The organism is Pseudoalteromonas piscicida, from assembly GCF_002744175.1.
Taxonomy (GTDB): Bacteria; Pseudomonadota; Gammaproteobacteria; order Enterobacterales; family Alteromonadaceae; genus Pseudoalteromonas; species Pseudoalteromonas piscicida_B.
This window is the reverse complement of sequence record NZ_NKHF01000087.1, coordinates 23,805-36,576: the sequence shown is the minus strand read 5'-3', so window position 1 is coordinate 36,576 and position 12,772 is coordinate 23,805. Positions and strand designations below refer to the sequence as shown.

The following is a 12,772-nucleotide window of genomic DNA, read 5'->3' as shown; positions in this document are numbered from 1 at the left end:
GTGCGGTTTTGTGTGATTTATTTTGAGCCCACCGAAGAAAGGTGGGTTTTTTGTATCTGCCTTGTGGGTTGTTCATTCAAGGAGGTTACATGAAAAAAATAGCTGTTTTTGGCAAACCTGGAAGTGGTAAGTCTACTGTAAGCCGAGCGCTTGCGGCAGCTGTGAATATTCCTTTATATCAATTAGATTCAATTCTTTATAAGGCCAATGGTGAGCTGATTAAAAGAGAAGATTTTGAGGTAATACATCAAAATATTCTTAGCTCAGAGAAGTGGCTTATTGACGGTTTTGGCCCCTTTGAGTCATTTAATCAGCGGCTAGCGGCAGCAGACACCCTAGTCTATATCGATTTGCCTTACAGAGTCAGTTACTGGTTTGTGGTAAAGCGTTTTTTAAAAAGCATAGTCACTAAGCCGGAAGGTTGGCCAGATGGTAGCTCAGTTTTAAAAGGTACGATTGCTAGTATTAAAACTTTAAGGCAATGCCCTCGATTTTGGAACGATGATTTTACGGCTGAGCTACAGAGAAACACACCGGCTAAGTCGCTCTACATTATAAAATCAGTCAAGGAGCTTGATCGCTTTATGCGTCAACATGCCAAGTAATGAATAGAAATAGCCGAATAAAGTTATATGGTGAATTTGGATCGGATTAGTGGTGGGTGTCATCGTTATTTTGTGATTTTGAGCGCAGTTTTTAGTGGGTGTCAGTTTTGAATTGTCTGTGTCAGTCTTGAATTGGTCGACATAGCGTGCTAATTTCCCTCTGCTCTGGTGGACGACCTCCTGAGTGTTTTATTAAACTGGCGGGGACGACCCCATATTGGAGTTGTCATGAGCTGGTTAATGCTTATTCTTGCTGGTTTGCTTGAAGTCGTTTGGGCTATTGGGCTGAAATTTACCGAAGGCTTTACTAAACCTATCCCCTCTATTTTTACCTTAGTGGCAATGGCCGCTAGCTTCTATTTTCTCAGTGTTGCATTACGTACCTTACCTTTGGGTGTTGCCTATTCTGTGTGGGTAGGTATTGGCATGGTGGGCTCTATTATTGTCGGGACATTTTATTTCAAAGAGCCAATGTCGATTTATAAGTTGCTTAGTTTAGTGTTTATTGTTGCAGGAATTGTTGGGCTAAAGCTTTCTTCAGCGTCAGCTTAATTTTATCTTCAGCTAACACATTGCATGATGCATCGTATCACTTTCAAAACTTAATACTGAAAGTGATAGTTCGAATTTCAGAGATTGCTTATTCTTCGCGACTAACTGCGGAGGAAGCTGCTTTAATTTAAGGTGATGTGTATTTTTATGAATGACGTAAGAACAAAGCAGTTACGATTTACTTTTATAAATCATCCAACTGGCCGAACTGAAGAATATATTGTGGCTACGGCCATCAGCGATAACATCTACCAGTTAAATGGGGCGCCATTTTTCGCGTACGGTGTTAACTTTGGTGATCAGGTTATAGCCGAGCTAACCGCTGAAGGTGTTCTTGAAGTAAGGCAAGTATTGGCTCGAAGTCGCTATCATAGTTTGCGTATTAGGTTCACAAATGAGTCAGACAGTCGAAAAAATACAGAGCTTCTTCAAGAGCTTATAGTGCCAGGTGTGGATTACAAGCAAATCAATGGAGAAAGCTATGCGCTTACTGTGTCACCACATAGAGATTATGAGTCTTTAGTCGATATTCTGTATTATTATCGAGAACTTGGGCTCTTACAGTATGAACTCTCAGGAGAGCCGCACAACAGCTTTGATGGCCAATAACAACTGATTGTTTAACGACTTTATATCGCTTCTAGACGTTAACTGTTAAAGTGTTAGGGACTTAAATTGTCGATTAAAACGATACAAACTTGCTCGATAACAAAACCGGTCGCGATACGGTGCGCGGTATATTAGGAATTGCTTTAGCGATGATAAAACAAGCAGTCATATTAACGTTTTTAGGTATGTCTTGGCACAGCTTAGCCGACGAATTAAAGCCATTTACGAGTGATGGTTGCAGTGCTTTTCCTGATGGTACGCTTGCGCAGCGTGAGTTGTGGTTGAGTTGTTGTACGGCACACGATCTGGCGTATTGGAAAGGTGGTACAGCTGCCGAGCGTGAAAAGGCTGATATTGCATTGCAAGAATGTGTGGCAGCGGTTGGCCAAAAAGAAGTTGCGACACTCATGCTTGCAGGCGTCCGACTTGGTGGTCTTCCTTATTTACCCACGCCATTTCGCTGGGGGTACGGATGGTCTTACCCTAGGCGCTACGCAGAGTTGACCGCTGAAGAGTTAGCACAAGTAAATAAGCAAATGGCAAAACTAGCATTAGACAAAAAATAAATTGACGCAAAGTCAAATCCTGTATATTTTCTTTGCGATGTTTCAATGAGGGCCATACAGTCAACTCGTCAACCCAATATTAGGCAGATCCTCACATGCATTTAAGTGCCTGTGACTTGATACCAATTATACTTGATACTTGCTTAATTTGTGGGAACCGGCCTAACGCTAGCCGCGTTAAAAATTTCTTATTTAGAACAACTAAATAGTAAAATTTTGCCTTGCCTATATGGATATAGGTGGCTTGGCGATAGCGGTGTTATCGACAAGAACTTCTTGCCTCCAAATAGAGCGCTCAATCAAACAAATTGGTGTTAACCTTTTATTCTGAATTTGGGAAACGGATAAGACTGCACCAACCGCTGCTGTAGCTGATGTTGCGTCCTTCTTTTCGATGCTCAAATTCCTTTGTTTGGGAAATAAGCATGGCGGAGCCAAGTGCAATTAGCATCATTCCTCCTGTTGTCGTACTGACACTCGCAATAACCTTACGTCGTCCTATTTTATCTCTGGTATTGGGGGCGCTAGTAGGGCTGGCATTAATAGATCCAACAAGGGTATTGGCAAATTTCGCCGATGCATCTTTAAAAGTGATGGGCGATGAAACCATCGGCTGGCTTATTTTGGTATGTGGTACGTTTGGTGCCTTGATAGCGCTGTTGGTTCATACTGGCGGTGCCTTAGCATTTGGCCGTAATGCATTGAAAATGGCAAAAGGGCCAAAGTCGTCTTTGCTTATGACTTACTTTTTAGGTGTGATTATTTTTATTGATGACTATCTCAATGCGCTCACAGTGGGTGAGACGATGCGTCGTGTTACCGATAAATTTAATATTTCTAGGGAAATGCTTGCCTATGTAGTGGATTCAACCGCTGCGCCTATCTGTGTTTTAGTACCGCTTTCAACTTGGGCGGTATTCTTTGGCGGCTTATTGGTAGATAACGGTGTTGCGGGAGAAGGGCAGGGGATCAGTACGTATATTCAAGCAATTCCCTACATGCTGTATGCTTGGGTGGCCGTGATTATGGTACCACTGGTGATATTTGGGGTTATGCCACTATTTGGTCCAATGAAAAAAGCAGAGCTTGCAGCTAAACAAGGGCTACCAGCGCTTGAGCAGGTTGATTTGGAAGAAGTACACACGCCGGATCATTATGCTGCAAAAGCCATTGAGCAAGAGTTTGAACAAGCCGACACTCAAGGTAAGCTGGTTAATTTTTTGCTGCCAATTGGCTTGCTGGTGGCGTTTACTGTGTACTTTGATATTGATGTCTGGAAAGGTTTGTTGGCCACGCTTGCGGTCACTTTGCCATTTTATATGGTGCAAAGGTTGATGCCACTTGCAGACATGCTGGAGCAAATGATTAATGGTTTCAAGTGCATGCTTCCTGCCATAGGCACAGTTGTCGCCGCGTTCATTTTTAAGGATGTTTGCGATCAGCTGCTATTACCACAATATGTAATAAACGCACTGAGTCCCTATATGACGGCAGCCTTACTGCCTGCCATGGTGTTTTTATCTATGGCTATTTTGGCCTTTGCGACAGGCTCAAGCTGGGGGATCTTCGCTGTGACTATTCCTATCGTAATGCCCTTGGCCGTTGCGGTAGATGCGAATATTCCACTGGTTATTGGTGCTTTGTTGTCGGCGTCATCATTTGGTAGTCAGGCGTGTTTCTACTCGGATTCTACGGTATTGGCAGCCCAAGGCTCAGACTGTAACTTAGTCAGTCACGCCATTACTCAGCTACCTTATGCGTTGATTGCGGCTGCTATTGCCTTTGTTGGCTTCTTGATTATTGCTTAATCGCAAGTAAGTTTTTAGGGTTAGTTCTGCTAACCCTTCAAAGCTAACTTCCCAAAATACTTGCTGTTTACTTAACCTGAACTCGGGATAAGAAGTTAGTTAATTGACTAAAATACCGAATCTCAAAAGTGTAATATCACTCTAGCCAGAAGTTATTTCTTAATACAAGGCAAATTTGTGCGTCAATAGCTAGCCTATTGCAAGCAAATTTAACGCAGTAGTAAGGGATAACAGCTGCTAGAGAACAAGTTGTTATGCTGAGTTCAGGTTATTTACTCTATTGCATAAGCCTTGCTAGGCTATATACCCAGACCCTCAAAGTGTAAGGATAGTTATGTTCACACCTCGCAAGTTGGCCGAAAATTATCGCGAACTGATAAGTAGTATCGGCTTTTACCCCTCTTTGCTTGCAGTTGCATTTTTTATTTTTGCGCTCATAACCACGGCACTCGAATATGCAGCTCCTATCAGTCGCTTTAAAGAGCTTATAGCGATTGTACTGGTCGACAGTGAAGAGAACGCAAGAACCATTTTAAGTGTGCTTGTGGGGAGTATCATCTCATTGACGGTATTTAGTTTTTCAATGGTGATGATTGTGCTGAATAATGCCAGCGCTGGGTTATCACCCAGAGTTCTGCCGGGCCTTATCACCAGAAAGTCACACCAGTTGGTATTGGGGTTTTATCTCGGCAGTATCATTTATGCCATTATTATGCTGATAAATATTCGTGGAGTGGACAATGGTGAAACCGGGATCCCGGCGTTAGGGGTTTTATTTTCGCTGGTGTTTGGACTAATCTCATTAGGCTTTTTTGTGTTTTTTATTCATTCAATCTCCCGTGCCATACAGGTCGATAACGTGTTGAATGATCTGTTTAAGAACACCAAAAATGAGATGCAAATTATTATTAAAAAACAAGAAGAACAACCTTTTGATAATTTCCCTGATTTTTCGAGCTGGCATAACTTACCCAGCATAGAAGAAGGATATTTTAAGGGGGTACATAGCGACAAACTGTGTGCGTTGTGTGAGCAGCATGATTTAAAAATATATATTGCAGTTAAACAAGGGTTTTTTACTGTAAAAGGCTACCCATTTCTCAAGTGCAACAAGGACCTTAGCGAAGATGAGGCGCTACAGGATGCGTTACTTGGCTGCTTTATTTTTTATGTTGAAGAGTACATCAGTGACCATTATCGCTATGGCTTAACACAAATCTCGGAGATTGCAGTCAAAGCCATGAGCCCAGGGATAAATGACCCCGGTACTGCGGTAAAAGCGATTGATATGTTGAGTATTTTACTTATCCAGCGTTTGGATATTTGCGATGTGAATTACTCCTTTAAACACGCTAAAAATGAGCCGCTTTTATATATTCACGAAGCGTCTTTTGATGAATTACTGCATGATAATTTTACTCCGATAAGAAACTATGCCAAGACCGATGGTTATGTCATGGTCAATGTGTTGGAAGCGTTTAAAAATATACTGTTTCGCTCGAGCGCGGGTCAACAAGCGACGGAAAGTTTATTTAATTACTTAAAAGCCATCATCGACGATGTGCGCGATACCATCACTAATCCGTTTGACCGTCAACGGATCATTGAAATGCTTGAGGCTATTGAGAAAATTAATGGCGACAAAGGAGAAGCGCTTATTGCACAATTTACACGAGAATAAGCGCAAACCCTTTTTAATTCAACGCAAGCTTAGCAAGGCCGGCGGCAATGGCAGAAAGGGAGACTAACCTGAGTAAAATGATGGCAATATCAGAGCTGCCGCCTGCAGAAGTATTTCGATAAACTAAGGGGTAGTCAAAGAATATAAGCAAGTAGAGTAAGTCAAAAAAACCTACCCGAGTGCCATTGAGTTCTACTTTTGTACCATCTTTTAATAAGATTTCGGCAAAGCATAAATTGGCTGTGGTTTTTATTCTCCCACTTTTTCGGTCTTTCAATAGCAAGTAATGAAAGGTGATTTCAGTAATGTCTTCTCTAGCAATTTTTTGCGTACCAGTTACCTTTGTTTTTATTGCTTTAGGCGATATGGTCAATTGGTTTTTCGACACGTCCATCACCCACTTAGAGCCAAAACCAAATTTTTTGTACAGCATCACTCTTTTAGTGAAAAAGATAATTAAAAATGCGATTAAACAAGCAGGAAAAGCAATATAGCGTGGGTACTCGCCATCAATAAACGACGCTGTGATAGCCAGAGCAAAAACCAACGAGGCAAATAAAAACTCGGCGCTACCAGAGAGCATGCCTAGGGCAGGTACAGATTTGAGTGACACCCGAGACTCATCGTTCAATTCATTTTTGTTTTTTAGAGTCACATATTTGAACCACACTTTATCCGTGAGTGATAAATCGAGCGTGTGTTTGGCTAATGACATAGGGCACTTCCTTGGTATTAATAAAAGCAATGATCCTGCTCCATTTATATCGTATTTCCATGAAACTTGGAAATTTTTCAATTGGTTGCGTTGTGTTTTGACCAATAGGTTGGTACTTTTTTGATTACCAATCGGTACAATTGTGGGAACGCTTTTAGGAAGCGGAATATATGATCCAAAAATTAAGCAGTCGTGATGTGTCGGTGGCGAGAGAGATTTTCAATGTATTTCAACGCTCATACAAAATAGAAGCTGAGTTAATTGGGGCGAGTTATTTTCCGCCTTTATCTCGAACGATAGGAGATATATGCGGTGCGACGAGTCACTTTTATGGATATTTTGAAAATCAAAACCTTGCCGCTGTCATTGAAATTGTCATTTTTGAGAAAACGCTAGAAATAGATAGCCTGACCGTTGATCCCAGTTATTTTCGCAAAGGGATTGCGGGTAAATTACTGCATTTTGCTTTAACGGAGTTTGATGCTGCAAAAGTGATTGTTGAAACTGCGACCGCAAATACACCCGCAATAAAATTGTATAATAAGCATGGTTTTGTTGAGTACAAACGCTGGCTGCCCGGACACGGTATTGAGAAATTAGCGCTGGCGGTGGATGTTTGTAGCTAACTTGAGCTTCGAATAATCAGTGCCTTTCTAGCAGCCAGTTTTAGCGCTAACTACGTTGAATTTACTTCCAATAGCCAGCTAAGTATAAATTGTCATGTAAACTTGGTGTTACTCAGTTTTGGTGTGTTATATTGTATCTAAAATGGTGCGAGTTTATTTTATGATCACAATAACGGATGGACCACTTCATCTTTACCAAGTAGAGCAAGGTGGTATTTTGGTTACCGGCATTTTGGCTGAGCTCGACGTTTCAACGTTACCTGAGCAAGCAATTTTGCCTCACGAGTCGGTTTCGGTTTCCCATGCTATGGCGCTGAAAAAGCGTGTTCAGCTCGAGAAGTTGCTGTTACCCCCTTGTCTTTTGGTCGGAAAACTTAATTTGGACAAGGTGCGATGGCAAGCGGAATGTGTTGAAACTGCGCAGTGGTACAGTGATTGCGGTGAGTGTACTCATCGCCTCTATACTGTTGAAAATCGTCACGTGCTACAAGAATTCAGACAGCAGATCTCCATGTACCAACAATGGCTAATTGCAGATGGACATCACAGGATGTTTGCAGCAAGCCAACGTCATGCGCGTCAATCTCGGATGATGGCATGGTTAGTCCCACAGCAAGATGCGGTGATAACGAGTTTCGCGGTGCAGGCATCGTACACGCAAGCTGTAGATGTTACCAAGTTCAAACAGCACCTTAGCGATTTTGATATCTGTGAATCCTCGAAGACCGAGGCCGATTACACTATTTGGTTGGGGAAAACTGCTTTATGTTTTGTCCTACAACACGCGACAAGCGATTCTTATCTTATTCAGACCCAGTTGCGTAGAGCACTGCAGTCACTGCCCGCGTTTGAGGAGCTGTGCTCTAAAAATAATGCTGAGCTGAGTGAAGACGCTAATGTTGTTACTGCCCTCTGTCGCGACCCTCAAATTGAAGATATCTTTGCTGCCGCCAAAGCAGGTAAGTACTTTCCAGAAAAGTCGACCTTATTTACGCATAAGGCCGACAGCCAAGTACTTTACTATTTAAATCAGCAGGCAGTTTGTGCTTAAAAGCCCTCGCAGAGGGCGATACTTACAACTGTTTAAATGCTTCAAGCACCCTAAGGTTTTGCTCTGGAAGTCCGACAGTTACCCTTACAAAATGATCAAAACCTGATTCTAGCCAGGGTTTTATCATTATTCCTTGTTGCAGTAGTGAATATGCGACATGCGTAGACGGCTGCTTAACATCAATAAATAAAAAATTGGCTAGACTTGGCGCGACAAAATAACCCAGCTCAGTGAGGGCGGCGCTGAGTTTTTCCCTTTCGCGATTCGTTTGCGTGACCGTGTCTGCCAAATAGGAGGGATCTTGCAATACCGCGATCGCAGCAAGTTGTGCTAGTCGATTTACATTGTACGGTGTACGTACGCGGTGCAGATAATCCGCCAGTTGGGCATTTGCCATTACGCCGTAACCCACTCTAAGTCCTGCAAGGCCATAAGCTTTGGAGAAAGTCCGTAATACCGCGTAGGGGCGGGGCTGTGTTTGAAGTAGCGCTAAGCTGTCAGTAAACTGTTTATGGCCTTGTGCATATTCGCAGTATGCTTCATCAATGACGATAATCGTATTGAGCGGACAGGCATCAATGAGGCGCTGCAAATTATTAGCATCAAACGTACAACCTACAGGGTTGGATGGGTTGGCAAGCATAAGCATTTTTAAGTCTGGGTGGCATGCGATAGCATCGAGCCAATCATCAATTCGATAGGACAAATCGCTTTGCATCGGCACCTCTAGTACCTTTGCCCCCATCATATTGGCGTAAATACCATGAAGCGCAAAAGTAGGCTTGGCCACTAACACTTTATCGCCTTGACTGAGAAAGGCTTTGCAGAGCATTGAGAGTACATCCTCAGAGCCGTTGCCGAGTACAATTTGCGCTTTGGCAACGTTAAGTTTAGCGGACAGGCACTCACTGAGCTCTGTGCATTGGCTGTCTGGATAGCAGCTAGCGGTATGCAGCTGTGTTTTAAAAGCATTAAGCGCTGCCGGACTCGGCCCTAAAGGGTTCTCATTCACCGAGAGGTTTATCATATTGGGGTGAAGATTGCGCGCTGTTGCTTGCTCAAGGGTTTGTCCTGCACCATAGGGCGGCAGTGCAATGACTTCTTTGCGGGCTGGGTTTGGCATTGTCGTTGTCATGCGTTTTGCTCCTTGAGTAATGTGGGCTCAAGCAAACGGTTAGCCCTATGATTAAAAAGCCAAATCTCAGATAGCGCTGTGACCGCAAGCCCTAACATTAAGGCGTACCACACGCCCAAAATCCCCAAAGAGAAAAACTCTTGAAATAACCACGCACCGGGAAGACCAATGCACCAATAACCAATTAAAGACAGCATTAGCGTGCTTTTCACATCGCCAAGTCCACGCAAGATACCGAGCCCAATATTTTGCCACGCGTCAAAAAACTGCAAAAAGGCGGCAATAACGAGTAGTTCTATGGCGATAACAACGACGTCGGAGTTTTGTAATTCTTCTGCACTTAAAAATGGCAGCAGTACAAATTCGGGTATGAATAAATAGATTAAGGCGAAAACAGACATGACCACGGCACCGCAAATAATGCCCAAATTGCCGATGCGTTTAGCATGATGAAAGTCTCCCGCAGCATTGGCTTCACTGATGTAAATAGAACAAGCAGATGAAATGCCGGCAGATACCATAAATACGATGTACACCATTTGGCTTACCACGTTGTGGGCGGCTAAGGCATTAACGCCGAGTGTTGCCACAAATAGCGCCAGCACGGTGAAAAACCCAGCTTCAAGGCCGTAAGTTGCGCCAATTGGCATGCCCATTTTCCATGTTTTGCTAAGTGCTTCACGGTCGGTTTGCCAAAACTTTATAGTGAGGTAGGGGCTGAGTATGTCATCGCGTTTGGCAAATAGTACAAACAGTAAAAACGATAAATACAGCACGATACACGTTGCGGCTGCAACCCCCACAAAGCCGAGTTGTGGTAGACCAAACTGACCAAAAATTAGGCCATAATTGAGCACGATCGTGAGGACAACAGACACACCCGTTATCAACATCAATGGCCCAGGCCTTTTCAATCCAACACTAAAATGCCGTACGCTTTGAAACCAAAAACAAGGTAATAGGCCCAAAGCGACAACGGTTAAATATTGTGTCGTCAAATTGGCAATTGCCTCGGAGGTACCGATAAACCTTAAAAATGGCTCTATGGCAAGCATCGCGGCGGCAAATAGTAGACCCAAAAATGTCCCGATAAGCATGCTGGCGTTAAAAAGAGGAGTGATCTGATCGAGTTTAGCCTTGCCGATTGCATCAGACACCAAATTACCCGTTGCCGTGACTACGCCCGTTCCCATGGTTCTAAATTGATTAAAAATACCAATGGCAAGGCCGCCAGCAGCCAGTTCTATCGGGCTTAACATCCCGAGCATGATGAGATCTATTGTTGCAATTGCACGTAGAGCAGATTGGTTAGAATAAGCGGCCCTGCGAGCTGGCTTACTTTAAAAATATCGGCGCGCGCTGAAGCTACCATAGCGTTACTTCCTCCACGTTTTCTTGTGTGATGGCAAAGTCTGCAACCGCTCGCCCGAGTGCCACGTCAGTAATGATCATACCGCTGTTATAGACAAAAATAATTTCATCAGGGTGGGTTCGTGCTGGCTTCTCACCGTTTAGTATTTCAGTCAATGTCGCGTTAACGGCGGGTAGTTTGCCTTCCTCGTCTAATAAATCATCTCCGGTAACCTTCATTTGCTCTGCATCTGTTGTGAGTAATCTATCAGCTCGGTGTAGCACTGATTTTTCGATTCCATAGCCAACTAAAATCACCACCGCACCGGGTTTCAACCATTCATATTTTATGTTCTCTTTGGCGGATAACCCTGTAACGGCAAGGATCACATCTGCTTGTCTTACAGAAGCTTCTAAGTCTTGTGATACCGCAACTTGTCGCTGTGGGTGATGCTCTTGTAATTTTTGCTGAACCGCTTCTAAACCTGCTTGATAGCTGCCATGAACGGTTAGGTTTGTGAGTTGTGGTAATGCCGTGACGAGCATAGGTAAAGCGATTTGCCCTTGAACACCTGTGCCTACAACCAACGCATTTTTGGCATCTGAATGAACGGCATATTTTGCGAACAAGGCGGAGGTGGCTGATGTGCGCATAGGGCCTAGTTCTTTTACATCCATTAGGGCCACAGGGTGGCCTGTGGCATCATCGCAAAGGAAGATAAAGGAGTAAAACTGATATTGGTTACGGCTTCTGTCAGGGTCGTATTCGTAGACTACCTTAAACCCGACAGTATTACTTGCAGCATCTCGGCCAGCCATACTATAGGCAATGGAGCGGCCATCTTGTGGTGTCATAATCACTTTTAGCGGGTTGGCAGAGTCGGGGTGATGCAGTGAGCGAAAGGCATTTTCCACCACCTCAATGACTTTACTATAGGGAAAATCAAGTTGCGCCAGTCGGGCTTCATTTAGTATCGGCAGAACAGTTTGTTGGGTCATGGCTAGGCTCTCGCGGCAGGTTTATTTTGCGTTAATAGGTCATCGAGTTCCTGCTCGATGTTAGTGTCGATAAGGTCGTGTTTTGCCATCCAATTATCATTGAATACCGTATCGAGATATTTCTCGCCACCGTCACAAACGAGTACCACAAATAAGCTATCGGCGGGGGCGGTTTTTAACGCCTGTAGCGCTTCGTAGATAACTCCACCTGCCGAGCCACCGACCATCAGGGCGTAGTGCTTGGCAAGGTATCTGGCGGTATTAAACGCTTGTTTGTCAGATACCTTCACGCCTTTGTCTATGAGTTCATACTCAATTACAGGACCTATCTCAGCACCTTCCGGGGTCCCCGTTCCTGATTGATGATAATTCAGTCCAGGTCCACCAAAGATCACAGAACCCACAGGTTCAACTCCGATCGTGGTGAGTTGATGACAACCTAAATCCCGCAGAGCCCTTGTTGTGCCGCATAGCGACCCACCTGTGCCAACTGCACCGACAAGGTGGGTAATGTGTTCACCAAGTTCATAAAAGACCTCTTGTGCAAGTCCTGTATAGCCGCGGCTATTGGCAAAATTATTGTGCTGAGCGGTCCAAAATGCGCCTTGCTCTTTTGCCAGCTTTGCGGCCATTGCATCGCGAATATCAGTCGACAAGCTGTCGTCTCCGGCTTCGCTAACGCAGATCACTTCCGCCCCAAAGGCTTTCATATTACTAATTTTCTCTTTTGCCGCATGGTTATCCACAAGTGCGGTAAAGCGATAGCCACGCTCCGCCGCTAGCAGCGCAAGACCAACGCCGGTATTACCTGAGGTTGACTCAACGACCCAGCCCCCCGGCTTCAGTTGGCCGCTGGCTTCTGCTTCATCTAACATAGACTTCGCCATTCGGATCTTAGCGCTACCAGTAGGGTTAAACTGCTCAAGTTTAAGATACAGTTTGCTACCGTTTGGTAGGCTTAAAAACTGCATTAGCGGGGTATTACCAATGCTTTGCGATACCCTTAAATAAGGGGTTAAGTGTAATGTTGAGGCGAGCGAATGCTGCGCATTTATGTTCATAAATAGGCTCCTTT

At 44.0% G+C, this 12,772-nt stretch carries 13 protein-coding genes; 8 read left to right on the top strand and 5 right to left on the bottom strand.

Features of this window, described 5'->3' with window-relative positions:
• Positions 1-89 precede the first annotated feature (89 nt).
• From CEX98_RS18140 to CEX98_RS18115, 6 genes are all read left to right on the top strand, one after another.
• Positions 90-605: an adenylate kinase gene (locus CEX98_RS18140; RefSeq protein WP_099643417.1), complete on the top strand. Its 516-nt coding sequence runs from the start codon at positions 90-92 to the stop codon at positions 603-605.
• 228 nt (positions 606-833) lie between these two features.
• Entirely contained in the window at positions 834-1,157 is a 324-nt protein-coding gene (locus CEX98_RS18135; protein ID WP_099643416.1) for a DMT family transporter, read from the top strand.
• Positions 1,158-1,304: 147 nt separating this feature from the next.
• Positions 1,305-1,766: a DUF4265 domain-containing protein gene (locus tag CEX98_RS18130; RefSeq protein WP_099643415.1), complete on the top strand. Its 462-nt coding sequence runs from the start codon at positions 1,305-1,307 to the stop codon at positions 1,764-1,766.
• Positions 1,767-1,915: 149 nt separating this feature from the next.
• Entirely contained in the window at positions 1,916-2,332 is a 417-nt protein-coding gene (locus tag CEX98_RS18125; protein WP_099643433.1) for a hypothetical protein, read from the top strand.
• 425 nt (positions 2,333-2,757) lie between these two features.
• Positions 2,758-4,140, top strand: a complete 1,383-nt coding sequence (locus CEX98_RS18120; RefSeq protein ID WP_099643414.1) for a Na+/H+ antiporter NhaC family protein — start codon at positions 2,758-2,760, stop codon at positions 4,138-4,140.
• A 334-nt stretch (positions 4,141-4,474) separates the two neighbouring features.
• Complete coding sequence (locus CEX98_RS18115; RefSeq protein WP_099643413.1) at positions 4,475-5,821, top strand: DUF2254 domain-containing protein; 1,347 nt, start codon at positions 4,475-4,477, stop codon at positions 5,819-5,821.
• Positions 5,822-5,834: 13 nt separating this feature from the next.
• Here the strand turns inward: CEX98_RS18115 and CEX98_RS18110 are convergent, their stop codons facing one another.
• A complete protein-coding gene (locus CEX98_RS18110; protein WP_099643412.1) occupies positions 5,835-6,536 on the bottom strand; it encodes a hypothetical protein in 702 nt (233 codons plus the stop codon).
• A gap of 170 nt (positions 6,537-6,706) precedes the next feature.
• On the opposite strand from CEX98_RS18110, the gene CEX98_RS18105 reads away from it, so the two are divergent.
• Positions 6,707-7,162 carry a GNAT family N-acetyltransferase gene (locus tag CEX98_RS18105; RefSeq protein WP_099643411.1) on the top strand — a complete coding sequence of 152 codons (456 nt, stop codon included), beginning with the start codon at positions 6,707-6,709 and terminating at the stop codon, positions 7,160-7,162.
• A gap of 160 nt (positions 7,163-7,322) precedes the next feature.
• Positions 7,323-8,213, top strand: coding sequence for a DUF1015 family protein (locus tag CEX98_RS18100; RefSeq protein WP_099643432.1), 891 nt, complete (start codon positions 7,323-7,325; stop codon positions 8,211-8,213).
• Between the two features lie 22 nt (positions 8,214-8,235).
• On the opposite strand, the gene hisC is transcribed toward CEX98_RS18100, so the two are convergent.
• The 4 genes from hisC to CEX98_RS18080 form a co-directional block, all read right to left on the bottom strand.
• On the bottom strand, positions 8,236-9,348 hold the full coding sequence (hisC, locus tag CEX98_RS18095) for a histidinol-phosphate transaminase (RefSeq protein WP_099643410.1): 1,113 nt from the start codon (positions 9,346-9,348) through the stop codon (positions 8,236-8,238).
• On the bottom strand, positions 9,345-10,616 hold the full coding sequence (locus CEX98_RS18090; RefSeq protein ID WP_242441750.1) for an MATE family efflux transporter: 1,272 nt from the start codon (positions 10,614-10,616) through the stop codon (positions 9,345-9,347). The genes hisC and CEX98_RS18090 overlap by 4 nt, the downstream gene beginning before the upstream one ends.
• A gap of 97 nt (positions 10,617-10,713) precedes the next feature.
• Positions 10,714-11,697, bottom strand: a complete 984-nt coding sequence (locus CEX98_RS18085; protein ID WP_099643409.1) for an ornithine cyclodeaminase — start codon at positions 11,695-11,697, stop codon at positions 10,714-10,716.
• Positions 11,698-11,699: 2 nt separating this feature from the next.
• The gene (locus CEX98_RS18080; protein ID WP_099643408.1) at positions 11,700-12,758 is read right to left on the bottom strand and encodes a cysteine synthase family protein; all 1,059 of its coding nucleotides are present in this window, start codon (positions 12,756-12,758) and stop codon (positions 11,700-11,702) included.
• Positions 12,759-12,772 lie beyond the last annotated feature (14 nt).

Bases quoted from the DNA above. Each gene is read 5' to 3' on its own strand.
- CEX98_RS18080 (WP_099643408.1), bottom strand. From the start codon at position 12,758: ATGAACATAAATGCGCAGCATTCGCTCGCCTCAACATTACACTTAACC.
- CEX98_RS18115 (WP_099643413.1), top strand. From the start codon at position 4,475: ATGTTCACACCTCGCAAGTTGGCCGAAAATTATCGCGAACTGATAAGT.
- CEX98_RS18105 (WP_099643411.1), top strand. From the start codon at position 6,707: ATGATCCAAAAATTAAGCAGTCGTGATGTGTCGGTGGCGAGAGAGATT.
- CEX98_RS18135 (WP_099643416.1), top strand. From the start codon at position 834: ATGAGCTGGTTAATGCTTATTCTTGCTGGTTTGCTTGAAGTCGTTTGG.
- CEX98_RS18085 (WP_099643409.1), bottom strand. From the start codon at position 11,697: ATGACCCAACAAACTGTTCTGCCGATACTAAATGAAGCCCGACTGGCG.
- CEX98_RS18130 (WP_099643415.1), top strand. From the start codon at position 1,305: ATGAATGACGTAAGAACAAAGCAGTTACGATTTACTTTTATAAATCAT.
- CEX98_RS18120 (WP_099643414.1), top strand. From the start codon at position 2,758: ATGGCGGAGCCAAGTGCAATTAGCATCATTCCTCCTGTTGTCGTACTG.
- CEX98_RS18125 (WP_099643433.1), top strand. From the start codon at position 1,916: ATGATAAAACAAGCAGTCATATTAACGTTTTTAGGTATGTCTTGGCAC.
- CEX98_RS18090 (WP_242441750.1), bottom strand. From the start codon at position 10,616: ATGCTCGGGATGTTAAGCCCGATAGAACTGGCTGCTGGCGGCCTTGCC.
- CEX98_RS18100 (WP_099643432.1), top strand. From the start codon at position 7,323: ATGATCACAATAACGGATGGACCACTTCATCTTTACCAAGTAGAGCAA.
- CEX98_RS18110 (WP_099643412.1), bottom strand. From the start codon at position 6,536: ATGTCATTAGCCAAACACACGCTCGATTTATCACTCACGGATAAAGTG.
- CEX98_RS18140 (WP_099643417.1), top strand. From the start codon at position 90: ATGAAAAAAATAGCTGTTTTTGGCAAACCTGGAAGTGGTAAGTCTACT.
- hisC (WP_099643410.1), bottom strand. From the start codon at position 9,348: ATGACAACGACAATGCCAAACCCAGCCCGCAAAGAAGTCATTGCACTG.